This is a genomic window from Pontibacter korlensis, from assembly GCF_000973725.1.
Taxonomy (GTDB): Bacteria; Bacteroidota; Bacteroidia; order Cytophagales; family Hymenobacteraceae; genus Pontibacter; species Pontibacter korlensis.
The window spans coordinates 1,346,434-1,368,265 of sequence record NZ_CP009621.1; the positions used below are offsets into that span (position 1 = coordinate 1,346,434).

Consider the following 21,832-nt stretch of genomic DNA (forward strand, 5'->3'; position numbering starts at 1 on the left):
ATAAATATAGTTAAATTATATACTAAGGCTCACCAGACATAATAGGATTTCCGTTTATACCCAATGCCCACCTTTGCCACAGGTAAATTTTCTACCGACACACTTTTACCCCATATCACCTAAAAACATAAATACCTGTAATACAACATGATTCGAAACAACTTAGAATTTTATGTCGCGGTAAAGTATAATATTATCCTTCCTCTAGCTCTATCTTATTTTTTCGCCTTCCGTTAAAAAGCTTCTGGAACAGAAAAAGAACAACATGTACGATGTTATAATTATAGGAGGAGGGCCGGCCGGCTTAAATGCAGCCATGTTGTTGGGGCGTTCGCGCCGCAAGGTAGTAGTGTTGGATAGCGGTAAACCACGCAACCGTTGGGCCATAAAAATGAACGGTTTCTTGTCTAGCGACGGCATGAACCCACGTGAATTCATAGAAAGAGGTAGAGCGGAACTGGAAAAGTACGGGGTGGAATTAGTAAGCGTAGTTGTAAAAACTGCCACCTATACTAAAGGCGAGTTTGTGGTGAACGACGAGAACGGGAAAGTATATCGTTCGCGAAAACTATTATTGGCTACTGGCTTGAAAGATAATTTGCCAGAGCTGGAGGGTGTGGAGGAAATGTACGGTAAAAGTATACACCACTGCCCATACTGCGATGGTTGGGAAAGCCGTGATAAGGCCATAGCTGTGTATGGGCCCGAGCGCAAAGGCATTGGCCAGGCATTGGCCATGAAAAACTGGAGCGACGATGTTACCCTCTACACCGACGGAACCGACAGCCTTCGCCGGGAAGACATGGAGCTTCTGAACCGGAACGGGGTAAAAGTACAGAAGGAGAAGATTGTGCGACTGGAGGGGGAGGAAGGCATGCTACAGCACATCGTGCTAAGCAGTGGCGAAAAGAAACTACAACAGGCGATGTTCTTCTCGTTGGGCACTCTACAGCAGTCTGATTTAGGTGAGCAGTTAGGCTGTGAGTTTACAAGCAAAGGAGTGATCAAAACAAAAAAGCTGCAGCACTCTAACATACCTGGACTTTTTGTGGCCGGCGACGCTGCACGTGATATGCAAATGGTGATAGTGGCTGCTGCCGAAGGCGCAAAAGCTGGCGTAGCCATCAATATGGAGCTACAGGAGGAAGATAGAAAGTAGAAGATCTCAATTTCTCTGCTTAGTTCTAAGAGAAATGATCCAACCGCTCTCTGTTAATAAACAGGATAGGTTGGATCATTTTTTATACTCTAGCTTATTTAGTTTAGCGGTTGGCGGTTTTATTATCTATCATAGCTTCTCCTCAGGCTTCTTGCGGAATAGCCTGGAATAAGTGTTCTCTTAAACAGTAGCGGTAACCGTGCACCAGCAAGTGCATTTTCAGGTTCTCCACTGCGATTGGTTCGTTTTCATTAACCTCACGCACATTCGAGAACTTTACATCACTGGCATCGATGATTGTAACCACTCCTGTACCAAACACCTCTACCTGATCACCCTCTTTAATGATGATGCCTGTTTCCTCGCTTAAGCCGATACCTACATATTGCGGGTCGTGGGCTACAGCATGCGCCAAGCGACCAAAGCGACCACGCTCTGCAAAGTGAGTATCAATGTACACGTTCTTTATAAAAGAACAGCCTTTGGTGGTTTTCATTTCGCCTTTGATAAGCGAGTAGTGGCCATAGCCATCGTAAATCATACTATCAGACATGATGGCAGCCCCAGCGCTGGTGCCAGATATAATGATATTCTCAGTACGGTAACGCTGTCGCATAATGCGGAGCAGTTCCGTACCATTCAGAAAGCTCGCTAGCCGCACCTGGTCTCCTCCTGTAAAGAAAACCACATCTGCCTCGCGGATGCGTGCGATATTGTCTGGAGTATCTGTTTCGTGCTCCTCATCTATGCGCATAAAGTGCACGTTGGAACATCCTAACTCTTTAAAGGCATCCTTGTAGGCATTAGCAGAGTCTACGGCATCCAAGGGCTCAGGCGTAGCTGTGGCTATAACCTCTATCCGGGATGCTAGGCTGCACACCTCTGACTTGATAAGCTTAATTAGGCCATCATCGTCACCACCTCCTAGAGCTATCAATTTTCCTTTTACTGATTCCATAAGCACATCTACACTTAGATTTTTAACTTATACTGCTAAAACAGCAACAGGTTGGTGCACACACCGCCTGGCTTATGCCAGTGCTGTCTAAATATACTTTGAGCATTAAGGAATTAGTATGTTCTGAGGCAGAAGCTCTTCCCGCTCAGGCACAGTGCCATCCGGCAGTTGCCATGCCCGTTGCTTTTGAAAAGGTAGCCTGAGAAGGTATGAAAGTGTTTGCTCTGAGGGATCTTGGTAAGCTGGTACGCCAATGGTAATCTCCTGCTGCGGCACATTCAGGCGCAGGGTCTGGTGCAGGCGGTCCCACCACGAGAAGATAACAGAGTAGTTGCTGTTTGTCTCCCGCTGTACAATGGAATGGTGAATGCCGTGCATACGTGGTGTTACGATAAGCTTACATAGCTGCTTCTCCAGTTTGTAAGGCAGCCGCAGGTTACTATGATGGAAGGCGGTACAACCTTCAAAAATAACTTCATAAAAAAGCACCAGTGGCGCAGGTACTCCTAACAAAGCCACTACTCCGCCCCTAAAAGGCACAGAGGCAAAGTTCTCCCCCACATGAAAACGCCATGCCGTAGAAACATCTAAGTCTAAGTCGATGTGGTGCACATTGTGGAAGCGCCAAAGAATGCTTGACTTATGCATTAGCATATGCCATAGGTAGTTGCCATAATCCAGCAGTACAAATCCAAACATGTGTTGCGCCCAACGAGGTAAAGTCAGCCTGGGCAACAAGCCAAAGTGGTTCCGGACAGACCAGCGGGCAGTTCCGTAAAGTGCTGGCAATAAGAGCAGGCGCAGGGCAGGCAGGGCAGTAGCTGCCAAGCTTCCGTTCTCAAGCAGCCGCTCTACTTTAGGTCGAGTGCGCCGCCGCAACTGTCGCTTCGCCTCCAGTATTAATAGCGCAGCTGCTGCAACACCTAATAAAGGCACACCAACCTTATCGAACTTAGGGAAAAACACCTTCATCCTGATAGCTACCAGTGTTACCAAACTTTAGTTGCCTATGGCCACGAGCAAAAATTTTTTACTCGCCTCCAAGATGCTGCTGTGACTCAATAAATAAACTGTCCGGTGTCGAACATTAAAGTGTTCGTCACCGGACAGTTTATTTGGGACGATTTAGCTAAAAATACACGTAATATATTGATAAACAACACATTATGCAGTTTGGCACGTAAAGTGTAATATCCCAATCAGAAATAAAAAAAAATTATAGCAGCGCCAAGCAACCATTCGCATAAAGCTGCTATCTATTAATACAGAAACGAAAAGAAATCTGAAACCAACTAAATACTAAGAACTATGAAAATCGTGATCCTAATCTTCGCAATAATGACTGGCATGGGAGCCTCTATCAAAAAATCAGCTACTGACCTAAGCGAGGTAAAAAAACGCCATGAGCTGAACGAGTACAGAGGCTATCCTAACCTGTTGCCAGAGGTCGAGATTGTAGCACCAGCTGCTTAATACTGACCTAAATGAAGCCAAGTATCCACTAACCACTAAAACAAAATAAAACCATGAAAATCGTAATCCTAATTCTCGCAATCTTTTTAGCCGTAGGCGCCACTATTAAAAAATCAGCTAGCGATATCAAAGAAGTAAGTGCACGCCTAGAGCTAAATGAGTACAAGTCTCATCCAAACCTGCTTCCTGTAGTAGAGGTTGTTGCTCCGAAAGCTTAATCTCAGTCGGTTAAACTCATTCATCAACAACAAAAACAGAAGTATAGCATGAAAACTGCAGCATTGATTTTCGCCATACTTGTGAGCCTCTACATTGCCTGTAAAGACTTTTTACAGGAAGCCAAACCGAAGTTTGAGACTCCTTCTCTGGTAGCAGCACGCCAACAGTGGCTAGCTACAGCTACAACACCAGTTATAGCCTCAGCCTATACCCAAATAGTAGGCTGAGGCACTGTAACAACCTGCCTTGTATCAGGCATGAGAAGTTACAGCAGCTTTGCGAACTACATACTGTTCGAGATTAAGAGTAACACAGGAAGCTACTAATTGTCTTTCTTTTTGAAGATGTCCAGGATGCCGGGTTGCTCGTTGTTCTTGTTACTGTTCTTCTTCTTTTTACCGTTATCTTCAGCTTTTTTGCCAAACGGCCACCACTGCTTCTTCTCCTTTTTCTCTTTTACAATAACATAGCGTATAGAAACGCCAGAGGAAAGGTGCACCCAATCGTCGTGGTTGATGTGCACGGCGGGTTTGATATCAGCAGAGAGCAGGAAGGGCAGGCCATTAACTTTATACTCAATACCCAAAATGCCATCAACACCTGTAAATACGCCGCTGTCCTTTAAGTTGCCAACGTGGCCACCAGCACCCAGGTAGTAGTTAAAGCGCTTGCCCAAAATAGGCCGGTGCCATTCATACAGCACGGTGCCACTGTACTCACGGGAGCCTACCTGCACAATGCCTTCTAAGGTGCCCTTCTCGTGCAGCTTCTGCTGCACACTTACGCCAAAGCGGTCGCTCTCCAGGCGTACGCCAGCCGCTGTTCTATACTTCTGCGCTTCGGCAGTTATACTCAGTCCGCCAAAAAATGCCAACAACAGGAGTAATTTCTTCATTATAATTAAGGGTGAATGTATGTTTTGCTGCCGCTGCAAATATCTTACCTAAGACAGCAGTACAGCCATGGTGTGTTTCTTTTTAGCTTAAAAACCGCCGCGGAAGTTTCGGTTAGACTTTTTCTCGGCTTGCTTTTTCTTACTTTCTAACCGGCGTCGTACGCTGCCGTGAGTTGGTTTAGTGGCTTTGCGTTTTTTCTGTTTGGTAAATGCCTGCCGCAGCAACTCATAAAAGCGCTGCACACATAGTTCCTTGTTCTGCAGTTGGCTACGCTCCGTCTGGCATACTACCTGTAAGTATCCTTCGCTGTTGATGCGGTTGGCAAACTTCTCCTGCACCAGTGCCTTCTCTTCTTCTGTTAGCAACTCCGACTGTTGCACATGAAAGCGCAGCTCTACCTTCGTGTTTACTTTGTTCACGTTCTGTCCACCGGCTCCACCACTCCGCGATGCCTGAAACTGCAGCTCCCGCTCAAAGCCTCTATCCTCTAATTTTGTCATTTCTTATTCTCCAACTTATCCTTACAATAGTATAGATCAGCAGCTGAAAGTAGCCTCCTCAGGAGCCTAATGCGATTGCGGCTAAAGCTACTTAAACTTTAAGAGTATGAAAAAAACATTTCTTTTACTGCTGCTTGTCCTTGGCAGCCTGCTACCTGAACTTGCTCAGGCATAGCAAAAACAGTTCTTCTTTACCACCTCCGACAGTGTGTAACCAGTACGCTGAACGTTAACAACTCCTTGGAAAGTTACGCAAATGAAGGAGCACGTTTTCTGCAGGTGCCAGTGTTTACCTGCAAGTACGATTACTCCATTGGCCCGGAGCATTACAAAACATTCAGATTTCCTAAGGTCCCCTACCGGGTAATGGAGACAGGCCACTGCCTTTAACAGGAGCAATCGGACTCGGCTGTTTTCAGGCTCTAAACATTCATCCCAAACGATGCGTTAACTCACTGAACATCAAAATACATCACAAATGAAGTGGTCGCTTAGTTTAGGTAGAGTAGCAGGTATCAGAATACTCGTGCACTGGACGTTTGTGCTCCTGTTAGGATGGGTAGCCTTTACTGAAGCCCAGCGCGGCAGCGACTTAAACACAACTCTGCTGGCAATAGGGTTCATACTTGCTGTGTTCTTCTGCGTGGTATTGCATGAGCTGGGGCACGCGCTAACAGCAAAGCGCTACGGTATAAACACTAAGATGATTACGCTGCTGCCCATTGGCGGTGTGGCCAGCCTGGAGAAAATGCCTGAAAAGCCCAAACAAGAGTTAATGGTTGCCCTTGCAGGGCCTGCCGTAAATGTGGTGATCGCTCTTTTACTTTGGCTGATACTGCCCTCGCTCCAAAATATGCCGGCAGAGGACTTCTTTATGCACATCACACCGGCTAATTTCCTCTACATGCTGCTCTTCGTTAATGTGGTGTTGGTGCTGTTTAATGCCATACCTGCCTTCCCGATGGATGGAGGACGCGTGCTGCGGGCACTGCTGGCCTTTAAGCTGGGTCGTGTAAGGGCCACGCAGATTGCAGCAAATTTGGGCCAGCTGCTGGCTATCTTTTTTGTCTTTATTGGCTTTTTCTATAATCCCTTCCTGATCCTGATCGGGGCTTTTGTATACTTTGGGGCTTACTCAGAGAATATTGTTGTGCAACACCTGGATTTTCTGCGTGGCCACACTGTGCGCGAAGGCATGATGACCAACTTCGTAACACTTGCCCCCACCGACACCGTCCGCGATGCATTAGACAAGCTGCTGATGGGAGCCGAGCATGAGTTTATTGTGGAAGAAGAAGGCCAGGTAGTAGGCACGCTCACCCGCTCTCAACTCATACAGGCTGTTAAAAACGAGCAAATGCAAATACCTGTGGCCCAGATCATGACGGTGGAAGTAAAAACTTTTAACGTGCACGACAGGTTGTCCGAAGCCTATACCGAACTACAGAAAAGCCGTGCTCCCCTGTACCCGGTGCTCGAAAACGGCCGCCTGGCTGGCGTAATTAACACCGACAACATCAACGAATTTATCATGATCAAGTCAGCGTTGACGCACTAGTGTTGCTGATCGGTAAAACGAATCTGACACTCATAACGACCGAGCACACTAAAACTTCTCCTCAAGCCAAAGAAATGCGCTGCTTAGGGTAAAGAGGACAAAGAACCATATCAACAGCACCTGTTCATCTTTATAAGCAATGGAGGTACCAGCAGCGTTTATACTTTGCTGCGCAGCAAAGGCTTGTGTGGCTGCTCGTTTGCTGGCTATACTTTCAAACCTCCAGGCGGAGGTATCTTGCACAAAGAAGAAGTATGGCGACACATCAGCCGTTTGTACTTTATACCAGCCACTGCGGGTGGGCCAGAAGGTGCCGCTATACTTCTCTGGCTGATGCACCTGTTGCGCCAGGGGCAAATTTATACTTGTAGAATCAGCTATACTTATAACAGTGGCTGCGGGTACAGTAACCCCAGCCCCACGCGAGGTATAATCTGTTAAAGTAAGTAAAACAGGCTTGTATGGCTGTGGCACCTGTGGTCGCTCTACTTGCCAGAACCGCTCTTGTACTTGCTCCCGTGCTACCTCCGACAACACATGGCTCCAGTAGCTGGAATACACCTCTTCTTTCCCCTCCAACTGCCACGGGAAAGTCTGCGGCACCAGGCTTAGGGCCACTTTTCCCCAACCGGCTTTTTTAGCTCCCGCTAATACATTATCCTCTTGCTCTCTTACCAGAGGCCGTACTGCAGAGGTGCTCACCAAAGAATAAGGCGTGGCATTTGCACCTGCCGTCTCTTCTCCCCAGGAAGCACGGGTATTGCGGCTGTCCTGCTGCGACAGGCGTTTACTCTGAAAACCAGTAAAAAAGGCAGTGTTACGCGTGTTAACCGGAGCCGCCGCAATAGTAAGTATACCTAAGCCTCCTTCTGTCACAGCTTTTTGCAAGGTAGCCCTTTCCGTCGTGTTCATGCCCTCCAGCGCCTCGGGTTCGGTAACCACCACATCAAAGTTTTGCAGTAGTTTAGGGGTAATGCGGCCGAGCTCCAGCTTCGGCATGTTAAGCCACTCGCTCTGGCTAAGGTCTTTGCTGATGGTGGTATGCAATGCTACCCGATGTTGCAGCTGCGCCAGATGATTTTTCAGGAACTTGAATTCAAAGTTAGGGGAGGAGGCTAATAGCAACACGCCAAGTTGTTGCGGCGGCTCCACCTGTACCGGCACCTGACCAAGGGTATCCGTCTGCTCGCCTTGCTTCTGAAGCAACGTATAAGTGTAGCGCCCCTGCTGCTTAGGATAGTAGCGCAAACAGAAGCTGTGAGTACTGTCTGCTATCACTTCTATAGAATCGCGCGCTTTGCCAGCAGCATACAAATATAATTTTACACTTTCTGCACCTAAAGTATACTTGCCAGCCACTTCCACAGCCCCTCCGAGCTTTACATGTTGCGGCCAGCTAACCGCTTGCACACCAGTCGGAGCAGGGCTAAGGTGAGGCTGCAGTTGCAGGTGCTGTAATTGCTCAAGCTCCTCCTCTTCCAGTCCGTAACCTAGCACGTGTAATGTTTGCAGGTTTGGCGGCAACCTGGTCAACGAGCTGATAGCTGTAGCTTCTTTGACTGTAGCCGTGCTTTTGTAAGTATAAACTTGCGACTCTGCTTCCAGCTTCTGTAGTACAGCTTTCAAGGTATCAGCGTGATACCCCTCTGTTAAAAGTATGGCTGTACCGGGGCTGATCGCCTGCTGTAAGGTAGGCGGGAAGATAAGTAGCACCAAACTTACAGCTGCCACGGCACTAGCCACTGTTCGCCACACCAGCCGTTGGCTGTTAGGCCGGCGCCACGCCAGCCACGCAAGCAGCAGAACAAGAGGTATTGCTATAAGCCAAGAGTATTGCATCTTATTGTTTTGTTAGCGCGGCGGAAGGCCCAGCATGGCTCGGAAATTCTCCTTACCCTCCGGCAGCTTTTTCAGGTTTTCTATTAAAGTAATGGCACGGTCTACACGCAGCTGCGGGTTCTTCACAGCAGACACGTGGTTGAGCATGTAGCGTTGCATACCGGGTTTCAGCAACAGAAATCGCCTGCTACCTTCCTCATCCTGCAGTAGCAGTTCCTCCATTTCGGCTGGAACCTCTGTGCCGTACTGGCTATCGTCTTTCTCTAAAGTTACAGCTATTTCATCCCCTAACCTCACACCCAACTGCTGCATGCGCTTTTTGCTGATGCTGACATAAGCCTTGCCCTCACCAAGTGCCATTAAGCCACACTGGAACGAGAGTTTGCAGTTAACTGTACAAATCAGGCGGATGTTGAGAGTACCCAAAGCCTGAACTACTTCCTGCGGCACTTCCAGGTAGTGCATGCCGGGGAGGTGTTTTAGCAGGCCGATATGAGTTTGGAATTGAATCAAGCTTTTTTGTTTCTACTGTTGTTAATAGTTACTGCTTGCGCCTTGAGTTTCTGTACTTTCAATACTACTTGCTTGGCGCAAATTCCTAGCTGGCGCAGGCTTGCAGCCCGTGCCGTTTTCCACTTCCTCGCTGTTCCGGGCATCCTTGTCCAGAACTTTCCCTGCTGTGGGTCACAAGACCCGCGTAAATCATGCTTCGCTACAGTTCTTTGCAATTGGAGGCAAGCTACACTTTCTAGCCTAAGCTCATCCACGGCCTCACAATCAGCTTGTTTCATAATACACCTCCTGCGCTCAACCCAAGGACTGGGATCAGGTGCTGATAGCCAAGGCTGACGGAGCTGAGACAAGCTCCCTGCCCTGTTTTTAAGGGAAGGGAAGCTCTATGACTTTTAAACTCTTTAACCTTCTAACTTCTCAACTTTCTAACTCATTTCAGCCGCTCCATATACTCCTGCGCTAGTTTACTTCTTACCACCTGCTGCGGCTGCGGCGACTGCTTTGCCGGTGGCAGCAGCTCTACAAACGCCTGCTCCGCTGCCAGCAAGCAGGAGGAGCAGAGCTTTTCGCCTGCTTGCATCTCAGAAATCAACTGTCGCAGCTCCTGTAAAGTCCGCAGATTTTTTCCTGATTTAGCAAGCGCCTGCTCCGCCAGCTCCTGTCCTGCCTGCTCCAGTACCCGTGCATCTACTGGTTTATACTTTCCGGTCTGCTTATACTCTGCAAGCCAACTTAAGGCGGCGCGTATGTGCGGAAGCTCCTGCTTCTGCTCTATTTCGTTACGCTCGCTCAACGGCGTTATCTTGTTCAGCTCTCCCTTCAGGCGGAGCTCTGGTTCTTTAAGAGGTGGCGCTTCAAAACCTGTTTTGGCCACATAAGCCCGCTGCGACTGCTGCACATCTTTCAGCATCCGCAGGGCCTTATACTCAAACGGAAGCGCCTCTTTAGGTTTGTGCGTGCGCAGCCGAAGCTCTGCTTCCCACATCTGGGCTAAAGCTCCTTTTAACTTAGCTTTAACGGCAGGCTCAAAAATAGTGGCCTCACCTTCCTGGTCGTGCTTATGCATGTATGGGTCCATCAAAGCTTCGGCATTGTTCTGGTCTTTAAACTCCGGATGGTCGTGGCCATCACCTTCGAAATGTTCTGCCTCCTCATGTCCTTCGGCTCCCTCCGGTATGCCACCTCCCGGACCGATACCGCTTTCAAACTCCTCCCCCAGAAACTTACCGTAGCGCAGGCGCAGCAACTTCTGGTCCACCCCGATGTTGTTGGAACGCTCCTCAAACTCTACTCGGCTGATGCTTTTCTGCTCTTTTATCAGTTTTTCGGTGTCGATGATGATCTGGCGCTGGCTGCGGAAATATTCTGGTACCGGATTCACGCCGGCCGTCATGTCAAAATCTGCCTCTACAATGGTAGTGTCCTCTATTTGCACGAAATATGTTTCGGAGCGAGTGTAGCCGCGGTGCTTATCCCAGGCCTGCAGGTAGAAGTACAGTTCATCGCCAAAGCTCATGCCTAGCTTTTGCAAGTCCAGTGCCTGTCTGATGCTGTAGTTGCGGTTGTTACCGCTCAGGTTCAGCTTGATTTTTTCTTCCCGAAACTTTACCGCTTCGCCCGTGCCTTTTGCCACTGTAGCTATCATGTTTGCCTCTCGGATGCCGTAGTCGTCTGTAAGTTGTGCCTCCAGTGTTACCCGTTGCTGTTCGCCTAACCTGATCTCTGTATATTCTTTCGGTTTGCTGATCTGAATGGCAGGCGCCTCATCGGGGATGATTTCTAAAGTATAAAAAGCTGACTTCTGCCCGTTCAGGTTAATTGTATAGAGGCCAGGCTCTGTGAAACTACGCGAGAAAGTATAACGCCCCTGCACCTTTTTGAAAGCCTGCGGTTGCTGCTCACTCAGCTCCAGCTGTAACTGTGCAGGCTTGCTAGTGCGGATGTTCCAAGTGATAGTTGCTCCTTCTTCTACACGCAGATTTGGTTTGTCAGCTTTATAAGCTTGCTTACCTGTATAACGAGGCGGCGTAATGGTAATATCTATACTTTTAATCTGGGCCACAGTATCGGCTGCGACAGGTGGTGCATCTGGGAAATCAATGCTGACGTTTTCAGGGCTCTCATACGCCTGCAGGGGAGCAGCCGGCAAGTATAAAATACCGACAGAAAGCACCAGCGCCAGCCCTAGCGCAGTATAGGTAGCGGTCTTAGGTAGAGTATAGACCTTCTCCGGGTGAAGCTCCTGTAGTATGGTTGCTATTTTTTGCTGCTGTAGCCGCTGCAGCAGGTTCTGTGGCTCCTGTAGCAAGAGTTCGGTACTGTCCTCCAGCTGAGGGTACTGGCGGTTCAGGTGGCGAGTTACCTGCTGTAGGTTTGTGCTGTTGATGCGCTTCCAGCGTAACCCAAAGTATAAAATTGCTCCGGTAAGTATAGCCACTGCCACGCCTGCCAAAAAAGGCACCTCAAACTGCCAGCGGTACAGGATGGCTATGCCTATCGCCCCAGCGGCCAAAGCATGTAAGGCATACAGCCACAGCTTCGCCTGCACGTAACGGCTGCGGATGCGCTGGAGGATATGTATACTTTGCTCAACTGCCATACTTATACTTTGCTGCGCCTGCCGGCAATCCATCTTTCTACAATAAACAATAATGCCGCTGCTAATATCAGCCATTTTAAGAGTGGCTCTTGCTGCGCCTCTGGTACTGCCGCGGCTGCCACTGCTACTCGTTTAGTGGGTATTAATTGCTGCTCGTCCAGCGCCCGCACATCATGTTTAGCGGTCGTTTTTTGCTTAGGAAACAGTATAGGCAGCAGTAACTCCGGCAGCTGTGCACTTTGGCCAAGGCCGCTCCAGGCAGGGCTAAAGCCGCTTCGGAAAGTATAGATCTTGCCTTTACCAAGCTGCTGTACCTGCAGAAGTGTTTCGCCAGCATTGGTCTGCCATAAACCTGCACCTGCATCGCTACCACTTAAGCTTACCTGCCGTACCTGCACATGCTCAGCTCCACTCAAGGCCATACTTGTTTTTTGTGCGGATGGCTTTGAGGCTTGCTGTACCCACACCTGTAGCCCCTGCCGCACACGTTGACTCATACTTTGGGGTAGCTCCTCCTGCCTCAGCCAGAAAGCAAAATCAGCGGTAGCAGTGTCTGGGTTTAATGTAATAGGAAAGCCTGTGTAACTGCTAATTGCCTGTACTGCCGCCTGCAGGTATTTTACCTCGGCCTGCTGCGCCTCATTAGCAAGTATAGCTACCTGTAATGGCTCTTGCTGCACCTGTACTTGGCTGATGCCGCCGCTATAGCTTGCCTGCAACGAATCGTTCTGCCGCTGTAGCTGTAGCTCCTGGCCATTAGGCAGCTTTATACTTCGCGTTGTAATCAGAATACGATGCTTGCTGTAGGTGATAGCTTCGCGGGTGCTTTGGCCAACTACAAGCAGGAGGCCGTCGGGCGAGGTGTGCACAGCGGTTTGCAGCCAATAAGAAGTAACTTCTGTGGCAACAGGTATCCAGCGAATGTTTTCGGGTATGGCCTCGGGACGCGTGCCTGCAAAGTAGCGGCTTTGATCGGAGGTGAAAAGCCAGACACTATCCTGCAGATTTTTATACTTGCTGGTGAGCAAGGGCAGCAATGCCCAATGGTTTTGAGTGATGTTAAGTGTACTGTCGGTACTGCGGTTCTTGATCTGCCGCCACTTCTCTTGAGCTATATTTTTAAGATCAGAAGTATATGTGCACAACGTATAACCATGCTGCAACAGCGAATCAATAACAGGTTCAATAGGTTCTAAAGCGGAAGTATACAGCAGCTCCTCACTTACCAGAACTGCTTTCTGCCCCTTCTGTGCTTGCGGCTGATGCACCCATACCGGCTGCGCTAGCGCCACTGCCAGCAATATAAGTATCAGGCAGCGCAGCACCAGCAGCCAGAAGTTGTTCAGCTTTATGCTACTCCAGCGGCTGCTCGCCGATGCTTCCAGCCAGCGCAGGCTGCCTACCCTCACCGTCTTCCCCTGCCGTTTGTTCCACAGGTGAATGGCAATCGGTATTAGTATAGCCGACGCTGCAAAAAGCCAATATGGAGAGAGGAGAATCAAGAAGTTTGAAGGTTAGAGATTTAAATAGTTTAAGAGTTAATCAGATATTCACTCATGCATAATTATCCGTATAGCAGCCGTTTTTGCAGGAAGGTGCGCAGGGCTTTGTCCAGAGGTTCATCCGTTACAAAGCGGTCGTAGGCGATCTGGCGGTTGCGCATATCACGTTCCGTATTTTCTAGCCACTCCTGCAACCGTTGTAAGTATACTTTGCGCTGTTCAGCAGTGCTTACCTGCAGTGTCTGCCCTGTCTCTAAATCCTCGAAGGTGAGGGTACCGCTGTAGGAGAAGTTCAGCTCGTTGCGCGCTACCAAATGAAAAAGCAACAGCTCATGGCGCTGTGCGCCCAGCTTGTACAATAGCTCCGTTATTTCTTCCTCCTGTTCGTAAAGGTCGGTCAGGAACACCGTCAGCTCTTTCTGTTTTCGGTCGGCCAACAGGTTGGCGGCAGTTTGAGCATCCGGGAACTTGCCTTGCGGTTTTACTTCCGTTAACTGATGCCAGAAACGCTGCAGGTGCATGTTGTCGGAGCGCGGCGTTAGGTTAATAAGCTGATTCTCGTGCAGCACGTACAGCCCCACGGCATCTCCCTGGGTAGTTGCTAAGTAAGCCAGCGAGGCTACCAAAAACCGCGCATAATCCATTTTGCTCAGGCCGTTCTCATCCTCATGCGCCATTGAGGCGCTGCCATCCAGTATAAACCGCACTGTAATGTTAGTGTCTACCTCAGCCTCCCGGATGTAGTAGCGATCGGAGCGGGCAAACATCTTCCAGTCCAGCTGCCGTAGGTCGTCTCCAGGCTGGTAGCTGCGGTACTGGCTGAACTCCAGCCCCGCCCCACGCCGCAGACTCTGGTTCTGCCCCGCCAAAAAGCCTTCCACCACTGTTTTAGCCAACAGCGGCAGGTCCTTTATAGTAGCCAACACCTTCGGGTCGATGAATTTATGAGTGGTCAAAGTATTCGTTTTTCAGATATTATATTGCTCTATAAAAGTATAATTAATCACCACCTACACTAAACTCTGCCTTAGCTTCAGATCAAGTAACTCAGCCTCAATAGTCGCTTCATCCAATATAACATCCACACCACCAACTAGCTCTTCTCGCACCTTTAGCATGTACTTTTGGGTGTCGGTGTAGAGCACGATGGCAGCATCGTAATGTATGGTCTCGTCGAACTCCTGGTTCCAGTCCTGGTACACTTCAATCATCAGCACCTGCGACGACAGCACCTTTATCTCCGAGTATTGCCCCGACTGCAGCAGTTTCTCTTTGCGAAGCGGCGTTTTGCTTTCTTCTATCGCATACTCATAATAGGTGGTAGACGAACCGGACGTTAGTTTATAATCGGCGCTAATATTTATGAAGGACAAGTCGCCACGGTTGGTTTTGAGGCCAAGCGCAAACTCCGACGCCCAGTATAGCACCTGCTCACCAACAGCATGTATTTTTATGCTGTCAGTAAAGAAGTAACAGATTCTTTCCCCCACTATCTTCTTCAGGAGTTGTGTACCTGCCTCCGTCAGTTTTACATTCTCTATCTCTTCCATCTGTTTCTGCTTTTGTGTAAAATTTTTGTTCTACCAGGAAACCCCTCCTTGAGGGGAGAACTTATCCTGGCATGTAGTGTCCTTACACCAGCACCGCCTTCGGCAGCTTTATACTTTGCAGCAGCTCATCTACTACACGCTCTGGGGTGATACGCTCCGCTTCGGCCGTAAAGTTAACCAGCACGCGGTGGCGCAGCACCGGGTAGGCCATTGTTCTAATATCCTCCGAAGTAACAGCAAAACGCCCATGTAGTAGAGCTCTGGCCTTGGCAGTAAGTATAAGCGCCTGTCCGGCACGTGGGCCTGCTCCCCAGCGGCAGTAGTTTTTCACAAACTCTACAGTGGTGCTGTCGGGGCGAGTGGCGCGAACAACCTGGTTCACAAAGGACAGCAACTCGTCGCTAATGCTTACTTCCCGCACCAGTTGCCGTAGCTGAAGCACCTCCTGTCCGCTTATACTTGGCTGCACCTGCGCCTTTCTGGTGCCAGTGGTATTGGCTAGTATATTCAGTTCTTCCTGCTCAGTCGGGTACTTTATTTTGATGTAGAGCAGAAAGCGGTCGAGCTGTGCCTCGGGCAATGGGTACGTTCCAGCCTGCTCTATCGGGTTTTGAGTAGCCAGTAGGAAGAAAGGCTGTGGCAGCGGATAGGTCTTGCCCGCATAAGTTACCTCATACTCCTGCATCGCCTCCAGCAGGGCAGCCTGCGTTTTGGGCGGCGTACGGTTTACCTCGTCGGCCAAAACGATGTTGGAGAAGATTGGCCCTTCGTTAAACTTGAAAAAGCGCTTGCCGGTAACGTGGTCTTCCTCCAGCACCTCTGTACCCAATATATCTGTCGGCATCAGGTCTGGGGTAAACTGGATACGTCGGAAACCCAAGTCCATGGCACTGCTGAGCGTGCGCACGAGCAGCGTCTTCGCCAACCCTGGCACGCCTTCCAGCAAACCATGCCCGCCGGCCAGCAAGGTGATCAGCACCTCGTCTAGTACCTCCTCCTGGCCTACAATTACTTTTTGTATCTCCTGCTTTAGCTGTGGCAATTTTGCCAGCAGGTGTTTTATGTCTTGTTCAGTCATTTACAATTGACTTGTACTTCGTTGTAGTTAAGTCTATACTTTTAATTCAGCTTTTGACTCTTATCAGTTTTCCACCTCGCCAGCTGGGCCTTCCTTTTCTCCTTGATAAGAAAAGAAAGCAAAAGAATCGAGATGCTCCAAACTCGCCGAACGCTCAAACAAAAAATCGTAGTTGGTGCACACTGTTCAAACCTATACCCTGTAGGTGTAAAGAATTTGGCTATTATTCATTAACTCGTTAGCGCATACATAATAATGTTGACGCCGAATTTGGTGTTATCCTCGGCTAGCCAGCGTTTGTTTCGGAAGTCGTAGTCCCACTCGCAGCCGTAGTCTTTGTTGCTATAGAGTACTGCTATGCGCCCGTTTACTTCTATTGCCTTCAGGTAGTCGTGCACCAGGTCATCACCCCAGCCGTTTAGCTCAAATGATGTCGTAGGAGGCCCCTCATCGAAGGTGAAGAAGCTACGGTAGAGCTTGTGGTTGTTCGGAATCTTCTTCAGGGCGCTTGCCCCGAAAATCTGCCGCATCTGCTCTTCAAACGACTTGGCGAAAAGCCCGTCGATGTCGTGATTGCAGTCGTCTACAAACACAAAGCCGCCGTTGCGCACGTAAGTCTCGAAATTCTGCCGCTCCTTCTGGTTAAACTGCACCAGTTTATGCCCGCTCATGTAGCTGAAAGGATAATTAAATAGCTCTGAGCTCTCCAAAGAAATCACCTTCTCCTGCTCGTTTACCGGCACTGTAGTGTACTGGATAAGCGAGTGCAGCAAATTACTTGGCATACGCGGGTCGGTATCCCAGTTGCCGGAGCGGTATTGCAGACGCACAAAGGTGAAGGGTTGCACTTGGGTAGTTAAGAGTGTAGAGTTAAGAGCTTTTCAGTAAAACAGATGCCGCACACAGCAAGCTGTATACGGCATCGGAAGTATAAATCAGTTGCGATTATACCGCATCTGAAAGACTCGTGAACGTAAAGTCACGGATCTTCATTGGCGGGATAAGACTGCCGTTAATTCGCTGCGGTTTACCCAGGGCCTCCAGGTTGTTGAGCATGATCACAGGACTTTCGTTGAAGCGGAAGTTCTTCACCGGGTACTGAATCTTACCATTCTCGATGTAGAACGTACCGTCGCGTGTAAGGCCAGTGTAGAGCAACGTTTGTGGGTCTACGGAGCGGATATACCATAGGCGGGTAACAAGTATACCACGCTTGGTGCTCTTAATCATATCCTCCAGAGACTGGTTGCCACCTTCCATGATAATGTTACTTGGCGGCGGAACAGACACAGCACCTTTGTTAGAAGCCCAATAGCGGGTGTTGTACAGGTTCTTCACCACGCCCTTATCAATCCATGTTACTTTCTTCTGCGGACGCCCATCGCCTGCAAACGGTGCCTCTGGCACCTCCGGGTGCGCGGGATCAGAATATACCGTAATGCGCTCGTCTACCAGTTTCTCTCCTACTTTAGACTTGCCACCTGGTTTGCTCAAGAAGCTACGGCCCTCTTCAGCGTTGCGCTGGTCCATATTGTAAAACATGTTCTGCAACAAGTCGATAGAAGCGGCTGGTTCTAAGATAACGGTATACTTGCCTGGCTCCAGTGCTTTGGCGTTGCGTGAAGTAGCAGCTTTCTGGGCGGCAATTTCAGATGCTTTGCCTGTATCCAGCTTGCTTACGTCTGAAAAGTCCTGCGTTACATAACCTGAACCGGTGCCATCTTCGGTACGCATTGTTACCGAAAAGTCTACATAGGTAGATGGATGATAGGCAAACAAGCCTTTGTTATTCATCTTAGCTGTGAAATTCGTGTAGTGCTCCAGGAAACCTGCAGCCGTCAAGCCCTTATCAGTAGCCGCTTTTATACTTTTAGCTGCTGCATCGGCTCTAAAGGCTGGGTCAATCTTAGCCGTAGAGTCGAAATGAGCCTTTGTGGTGATATATTCCTGCGGCCCTAGCAGCTCCACATACTCCGGGCTTTCAGGTGCCAGGCGCGCGATCTCCTCTGAGCGGCGAATTACTTTTTCCAGGGACTTATCGTCGAACTCGTTGATGGTAGCTACTCCTGAGCGTTTGCCAAACCGGGACTCCACCGCCAGTGACACGTTTTCTTCCGCACCGCTCGTGGATACTTCGTTTCTGGCATAGCGGATGTTGCCGCCTGTGTTGCCGTTAAGTGTAATCTCACACTCATCGGCTTTCGAAAAACCCAGCGCCTTCTTTAGTATAGCCTGAGCTTCTTCTTTACTTAATATAGCCATTTTACTTAATGCTCAATTAGAAGGTGAAGGATTAGATTTTTCTGGCCGTGTTGATCACGTTCACACCATTAAAACGGGTATGGGCAGAGCCATGCGATACCGCGCTTATCTGGCTCGGCTGGCCCTTGCCATCGAAGAATGAGCCGAACAGGCGGTAATCGCTCTCGTCGCACATATCAGCGCATGAGTTCCAGAATTCCTGGGTGTTGCTCTGGTAAGCCACATCCTCCAATGGACCAACAATTTTACCTCCTTTGATCTCGTAGAAGGTAGTACCACCAAACTGGAAGTTATAGCGCTGCTGGTCGATAGAGTAGGAGCCACGGCCAGCGATGTAAATGCCTTTATCTACTCCGGAGATCAGTTGATCCACGTTCTTCTTCACCTTACCTGGTGCCAATGAAACGTTTGGCATACGCTGGAACTGTACTGAACTCCAGCTATCGGCGTAGCAGCAACCATGAGACTCAGGTTCGTTAATGATATGCGCCTGATCGCGGATAGCCTGGTAATTGACCAGCACACCGTTTTTGATTAAATCCCACTGCTTCGTCTTCACACCTTCATCATCCCAGCCAACATAGCCAAGAGAACCCTTCTGGGTTTTATCAGCAAAGATGTTCACCTTATCCGAACCATACTTAAAGTTCTTCGATTTCCACTTATCCAGCGTAGCGAAGGAGGTACCGGCATAGTTAGCCTCGTAACCCAGCACACGGTCCAGCTCCAGCGGGTGGCCAACAGACTCGTGGATGGTCAGGCCAAGGTGGTTCGGATCAAGCACCAGGTCATACTTACCAGCCATCACCGACTTGGCAGTTAACTTCTCTTTAGCCTGCTTAGCAGCCAGAGCGGCATCCTCTAGTATGTCGTAGGCGTAGCGGTAGCCAGTCAAGCCTGTACCTTCAGGTCCTTTGATCTTTTCTGATGCTTTCGGGATCATGTATTCCCAACCCATGCCCATAGGGGCACTCAGCGCCTCACGCGTTTTGAACTTACCAGAGGCTTTATCTACAGCCGTAACCGTAAAGTTTGGCCAGATGCGGTGAATATCCTGATCTATGTAAGAGCCATCGGTAGAGGCAAAGTATTTCTGCTCGTTAACCTGAAACAGGGCAGAGTTTACGAAGTTAGCGCCGTTATCCATGGCAGCGGCGTTGGCTGCTAACAGTAGATCAGCCTTCTCGCCTACTGGCACCTCAAAAGTATTCTTTTCAATTGGAGTTCTCCAGCTAACTTCACCATAGCCTTTTACAGGAGCCAGCTTTACAGGTTCTTTCTGCAGTTTAGAGTTAGCCTTAGCGATGGCTACTGCCTGCTCTGCGGCTTTCTGCACACCTTTATCAGTTACATCGGAAGTAGCAGCAAAGCCCCAAGTGCCGTTTGCCAACACACGCACACCCACACCGTAAGACTCGGCGTTTACAATATTCTGCACCTGCTTTTCGCGGGTAAAGATGTACTGCTGCAGGTAACGGCCAACACGCACATCAGCATAAGATGCCCCTTTGGATTTAGCGGAGTTTAGAGCCACATCGGCCAGGCGCTTTTTCAAGGCCACATCAACCTGCTCCAGCGCTTTCTCCGGAGAGATAATGTCGCCGAACACAGGAATTGAAGGCATCATTAAGCCTCCAAAGCCTAGCGCCGATAGTTCTAGAAAATTTCGTCGTTTCAAGGTGTAGAAAAGTTAGATAAGTTCTGTGAGTTTAGTTTTGGTATCTAAGTATAGTGATTCTATTTTTCTTCTCAAAGTATGCGCCTACCACTTAAGCTAAAAGCTAGCTTTTTATAGATAAAGAAGGCCCGCTTTTCTACCAATTTAAAGGGCATAAACAACAAAAGCGCAGAGCCTTTGCAGACTCTGCGCTTTATACAGAAATAGCGTTTTCTAATAAATTAGTTGAAGGCTCCCGAAGTGGCCATACCTTTGTTGCTGCTAAGCAATACTCCTGTGTCAATACCTGAAGCAAGCTTATTGTCAGCAAAAGAAGGCACTTCGAAAGAGAAGCCTACCGCCGACGCAAGATCGGCTCTAGACTCTAATACTTCGATTTTCACATTGCCAATACCCTCGTCATGAAAGTCGAGTTCGCGGGCTGCAGCCTCTGATACATCAATGATGCGGTCGCCTACAAAAGGACCTCTGTCGTTGATGCGAACGATAACCCATTCATTGTTGTCGAGGTTGGTCACTTTTACCTTTGTTCCGAAAGGAAGTGTTTTGTGCGCTGCGGTCATTTCGTACTTGTTGTAACGCTCTCCGCTGCTGGTTTTTCTGCCGTGGTAACGGCTGCCGTACCATGATGCCTCACCCTTTTGGGCTTTGGCTTGGCTCGTGCTGTTTTGTGCAAAAATTGGTTGGCCGATGCCGACAAATAGAAAAATGACTAATGTAAAAATAAAGCACTTTCTATTATGTATCATATCACTTAATAGTTGGTGAAGCCGCAAAATTACGGAATTTGTTTCTAAACGCGGCCTTTTAAGGCATTATTGCCTACAGAACGTAGGGGGATATGGGTAAGATGTGTAAATTTAGCCTAAGTCAGATTATGAAGAAATCACTGTTTAAAGCACGTATGGCAATATTTTCATGCATCTGAGGTATAGAAAATAGACTATAAAAAATAATGAAAAAATTTTTCTTGACAAACCGATTTTGGTGCAATTTCCTTCTGATTTTGCCTTTGCCAGACTACAAACGTATAGCAAAACAAAGCAATAGACTATGGACTTCGGAAAGCTGGCGGACATTAGCCGCGTAGATTTTACGCTGCCCCCAAACCATCCTGATACACTGCCGCTGCTACAGCAGTCTGGCTCTTATTTAAAGCCGCAGGTATACGTGGGCCTACCTGTGTGGGTAAACAAAGCGTGGGTGGGCAAGTACTACCCTGCTGGCATCCCGGAGAAGGAGTCGTTGCTGTGGTATGGCAAGCAGTTTAACACTATTGAGCTTAACAGCACGCATTATCACATTCCAAGTCCCGACACGATTGACCGCTGGCGAAACATGGTGCCACGTGGCTTTAAGTTCTGCCCCAAGTTCCCGCAGCTAATCAGCCATGAAGCAGCTTTACGCAGTACGCAAGATGTAACCGCCGCCTTCTGCTCGGCTATTGCAGGGCTTGAGGACAAGCTGGGCGAAGCATTTCTGCAACTGCCGCCATCCTTTGCACCCAATCAGCTACCTGACCTGGAAGCATTCCTGCAGTTTGTACCTGAGAGTGTACCTCTAACCATTGAGCTGCGCCACCCAGACTGGTTCGTGGACAACATAGCCAGCATGGAGCTGTTTGAGGTGCTGGAGAAATATAAAGCAGGCACTGTACTAACAGATGTGGCTGGCCGCCGCGATGTGCTGCACATGCGCCTTACTACCCCATCGGCTATGATCCGTTTTGTGGGCAATGGTCTCCACCCAACAGATTATACCCGCATTGATGCCTGGGTAGAGCGCCTGCAGGAGTGGTTCAGCAATGGACTGCGCCAGCTATACTTCTTTGTACATGAACCTGATAATACGCTTGCCCCGGAACTGGAGATTTACCTGGTAGAGCGCCTAAACAAAGTATGCGGCTTTGACTTAAAACTGCCGAAGAAGTATGTACAACCCGTGCAGGGGGAACTGTTCTGAAAAAAAGGCAGGAGGTTATACACATTTGCCTACTTAAAACTGTGCATATGTGTATAACTGCGACTATTTTCTATGAAACTTCACTA

Annotated in this window: 22 protein-coding genes; 7 read left to right on the plus strand and 15 right to left on the minus strand. The window is 48.8% G+C overall.

What is annotated here, in order from left to right:
* Positions 1-265: 265 nt before the first annotated feature.
* Positions 266-1,159 (plus strand): NAD(P)/FAD-dependent oxidoreductase, encoded by an 894-nt coding sequence (locus PKOR_RS05665; protein WP_046309633.1) that lies wholly within the window; start codon positions 266-268, stop codon positions 1,157-1,159.
* 142 nt (positions 1,160-1,301) lie between these two features.
* On the opposite strand, the gene PKOR_RS05670 is transcribed toward PKOR_RS05665, so the two are convergent.
* Together PKOR_RS05670 and PKOR_RS05675 are read right to left on the minus strand one after the other, a co-directional pair.
* A complete protein-coding gene (locus PKOR_RS05670; protein ID WP_046309635.1) occupies positions 1,302-2,117 on the minus strand; it encodes a cyanophycinase in 816 nt (271 codons plus the stop codon).
* 105 nt (positions 2,118-2,222) lie between these two features.
* Positions 2,223-3,113, minus strand: a complete 891-nt coding sequence (locus PKOR_RS05675) for a sterol desaturase family protein (protein ID WP_148561637.1) — start codon at positions 3,111-3,113, stop codon at positions 2,223-2,225.
* Positions 3,114-3,425: 312 nt separating this feature from the next.
* Between PKOR_RS05675 and PKOR_RS24990 the strand changes: the two genes are divergently transcribed.
* The 3 genes from PKOR_RS24990 to PKOR_RS05680 are packed head-to-tail and all read left to right on the plus strand — an operon-like array spanning position 3,426 to position 4,036.
* Positions 3,426-3,590, plus strand: a complete 165-nt coding sequence (locus PKOR_RS24990; RefSeq protein WP_158453743.1) for a hypothetical protein — start codon at positions 3,426-3,428, stop codon at positions 3,588-3,590.
* 53 nt (positions 3,591-3,643) lie between these two features.
* Positions 3,644-3,808 (plus strand): hypothetical protein, encoded by a 165-nt coding sequence (locus tag PKOR_RS24995; protein ID WP_158453744.1) that lies wholly within the window; start codon positions 3,644-3,646, stop codon positions 3,806-3,808.
* Between the two features lie 48 nt (positions 3,809-3,856).
* Positions 3,857-4,036: a hypothetical protein gene (locus PKOR_RS05680; protein ID WP_046309636.1), complete on the plus strand. Its 180-nt coding sequence runs from the start codon at positions 3,857-3,859 to the stop codon at positions 4,034-4,036.
* 95 nt (positions 4,037-4,131) lie between these two features.
* On the opposite strand, the gene PKOR_RS05685 is transcribed toward PKOR_RS05680, so the two are convergent.
* Together PKOR_RS05685 and arfB are read right to left on the minus strand one after the other, a co-directional pair.
* Positions 4,132-4,704, minus strand: a complete 573-nt coding sequence (locus PKOR_RS05685; protein WP_046309637.1) for a hypothetical protein — start codon at positions 4,702-4,704, stop codon at positions 4,132-4,134.
* A gap of 87 nt (positions 4,705-4,791) precedes the next feature.
* Complete coding sequence (arfB, locus tag PKOR_RS05690; RefSeq protein ID WP_046309638.1) at positions 4,792-5,205, minus strand: alternative ribosome rescue aminoacyl-tRNA hydrolase ArfB; 414 nt, start codon at positions 5,203-5,205, stop codon at positions 4,792-4,794.
* 240 nt (positions 5,206-5,445) lie between these two features.
* Between arfB and PKOR_RS25000 the strand changes: the two genes are divergently transcribed.
* Both PKOR_RS25000 and PKOR_RS05695 read left to right on the plus strand, forming a co-directional pair.
* Positions 5,446-5,595: a hypothetical protein gene (locus PKOR_RS25000; protein ID WP_158453745.1), complete on the plus strand. Its 150-nt coding sequence runs from the start codon at positions 5,446-5,448 to the stop codon at positions 5,593-5,595.
* An 88-nt stretch (positions 5,596-5,683) separates the two neighbouring features.
* The gene (locus tag PKOR_RS05695; RefSeq protein WP_046309639.1) at positions 5,684-6,763 is read left to right on the plus strand and encodes a site-2 protease family protein; all 1,080 of its coding nucleotides are present in this window, start codon (positions 5,684-5,686) and stop codon (positions 6,761-6,763) included.
* Between the two features lie 48 nt (positions 6,764-6,811).
* On the opposite strand, the gene PKOR_RS05700 is transcribed toward PKOR_RS05695, so the two are convergent.
* From PKOR_RS05700 to PKOR_RS24025, 11 genes are all read right to left on the minus strand, one after another.
* Entirely contained in the window at positions 6,812-8,602 is a 1,791-nt protein-coding gene (locus PKOR_RS05700; protein ID WP_046309641.1) for a hypothetical protein, read from the minus strand.
* A 12-nt stretch (positions 8,603-8,614) separates the two neighbouring features.
* A complete protein-coding gene (locus PKOR_RS05705; RefSeq protein WP_235337262.1) occupies positions 8,615-9,067 on the minus strand; it encodes a DUF1905 domain-containing protein in 453 nt (150 codons plus the stop codon).
* Between the two features lie 478 nt (positions 9,068-9,545).
* On the minus strand, positions 9,546-11,789 hold the full coding sequence (locus PKOR_RS05715; protein WP_158453746.1) for a DUF4175 family protein: 2,244 nt from the start codon (positions 11,787-11,789) through the stop codon (positions 9,546-9,548).
* A complete protein-coding gene (locus tag PKOR_RS05720; RefSeq protein ID WP_071843116.1) occupies positions 11,717-13,216 on the minus strand; it encodes a BatA domain-containing protein in 1,500 nt (499 codons plus the stop codon). The genes PKOR_RS05715 and PKOR_RS05720 overlap by 73 nt, the downstream gene beginning before the upstream one ends.
* A gap of 62 nt (positions 13,217-13,278) precedes the next feature.
* Positions 13,279-14,172 (minus strand): DUF58 domain-containing protein, encoded by an 894-nt coding sequence (locus PKOR_RS05725; protein ID WP_046309649.1) that lies wholly within the window; start codon positions 14,170-14,172, stop codon positions 13,279-13,281.
* A 54-nt stretch (positions 14,173-14,226) separates the two neighbouring features.
* Positions 14,227-14,766 (minus strand): hypothetical protein, encoded by a 540-nt coding sequence (locus PKOR_RS05730; RefSeq protein ID WP_046309650.1) that lies wholly within the window; start codon positions 14,764-14,766, stop codon positions 14,227-14,229.
* A gap of 82 nt (positions 14,767-14,848) precedes the next feature.
* Positions 14,849-15,844: an AAA family ATPase gene (locus PKOR_RS05735; protein ID WP_046309651.1), complete on the minus strand. Its 996-nt coding sequence runs from the start codon at positions 15,842-15,844 to the stop codon at positions 14,849-14,851.
* A 230-nt stretch (positions 15,845-16,074) separates the two neighbouring features.
* Complete coding sequence (locus PKOR_RS05740; RefSeq protein WP_046309652.1) at positions 16,075-16,692, minus strand: DUF4159 domain-containing protein; 618 nt, start codon at positions 16,690-16,692, stop codon at positions 16,075-16,077.
* A gap of 97 nt (positions 16,693-16,789) precedes the next feature.
* The gene (locus PKOR_RS05745; protein WP_046309653.1) at positions 16,790-18,106 is read right to left on the minus strand and encodes a TldD/PmbA family protein; all 1,317 of its coding nucleotides are present in this window, start codon (positions 18,104-18,106) and stop codon (positions 16,790-16,792) included.
* Positions 18,107-18,137: 31 nt separating this feature from the next.
* Entirely contained in the window at positions 18,138-19,784 is a 1,647-nt protein-coding gene (locus tag PKOR_RS05750; RefSeq protein WP_046309655.1) for a TldD/PmbA family protein, read from the minus strand.
* Between the two features lie 221 nt (positions 19,785-20,005).
* Positions 20,006-20,533 carry a septal ring lytic transglycosylase RlpA family protein gene (locus PKOR_RS24025; protein WP_071843117.1) on the minus strand — a complete coding sequence of 176 codons (528 nt, stop codon included), beginning with the start codon at positions 20,531-20,533 and terminating at the stop codon, positions 20,006-20,008.
* 304 nt (positions 20,534-20,837) lie between these two features.
* Here PKOR_RS24025 and PKOR_RS05760 point away from each other — a divergent pair, with 304 nt between their 5' ends.
* Entirely contained in the window at positions 20,838-21,746 is a 909-nt protein-coding gene (locus PKOR_RS05760; RefSeq protein WP_046309657.1) for a DUF72 domain-containing protein, read from the plus strand.
* Positions 21,747-21,832 lie beyond the last annotated feature (86 nt).

Bases quoted from the DNA above. Each gene is read 5' to 3' on its own strand.
- PKOR_RS05665 (WP_046309633.1), top strand. From the start codon at position 266: ATGTACGATGTTATAATTATAGGAGGAGGGCCGGCCGGCTTAAATGCA.
- PKOR_RS05670 (WP_046309635.1), bottom strand. From the start codon at position 2,117: ATGGAATCAGTAAAAGGAAAATTGATAGCTCTAGGAGGTGGTGACGAT.
- PKOR_RS24990 (WP_158453743.1), top strand. From the start codon at position 3,426: ATGAAAATCGTGATCCTAATCTTCGCAATAATGACTGGCATGGGAGCC.
- PKOR_RS24995 (WP_158453744.1), top strand. From the start codon at position 3,644: ATGAAAATCGTAATCCTAATTCTCGCAATCTTTTTAGCCGTAGGCGCC.
- PKOR_RS05680 (WP_046309636.1), top strand. From the start codon at position 3,857: ATGAAAACTGCAGCATTGATTTTCGCCATACTTGTGAGCCTCTACATT.
- PKOR_RS05685 (WP_046309637.1), bottom strand. From the start codon at position 4,704: ATGAAGAAATTACTCCTGTTGTTGGCATTTTTTGGCGGACTGAGTATA.
- arfB (WP_046309638.1), bottom strand. From the start codon at position 5,205: ATGACAAAATTAGAGGATAGAGGCTTTGAGCGGGAGCTGCAGTTTCAG.
- PKOR_RS05695 (WP_046309639.1), top strand. From the start codon at position 5,684: ATGAAGTGGTCGCTTAGTTTAGGTAGAGTAGCAGGTATCAGAATACTC.
- PKOR_RS05700 (WP_046309641.1), bottom strand. From the start codon at position 8,602: ATGCAATACTCTTGGCTTATAGCAATACCTCTTGTTCTGCTGCTTGCG.
- PKOR_RS05705 (WP_235337262.1), bottom strand. From the start codon at position 9,067: ATGCACTACCTGGAAGTGCCGCAGGAAGTAGTTCAGGCTTTGGGTACT.
- PKOR_RS05715 (WP_158453746.1), bottom strand. From the start codon at position 11,789: ATGGCTGATATTAGCAGCGGCATTATTGTTTATTGTAGAAAGATGGAT.
- PKOR_RS05730 (WP_046309650.1), bottom strand. From the start codon at position 14,766: ATGGAAGAGATAGAGAATGTAAAACTGACGGAGGCAGGTACACAACTC.
- PKOR_RS05735 (WP_046309651.1), bottom strand. From the start codon at position 15,844: ATGACTGAACAAGACATAAAACACCTGCTGGCAAAATTGCCACAGCTA.
- PKOR_RS05745 (WP_046309653.1), bottom strand. From the start codon at position 18,106: ATGGCTATATTAAGTAAAGAAGAAGCTCAGGCTATACTAAAGAAGGCG.
- PKOR_RS24025 (WP_071843117.1), bottom strand. From the start codon at position 20,533: ATGATACATAATAGAAAGTGCTTTATTTTTACATTAGTCATTTTTCTA.
- PKOR_RS05760 (WP_046309657.1), top strand. From the start codon at position 20,838: ATGGACTTCGGAAAGCTGGCGGACATTAGCCGCGTAGATTTTACGCTG.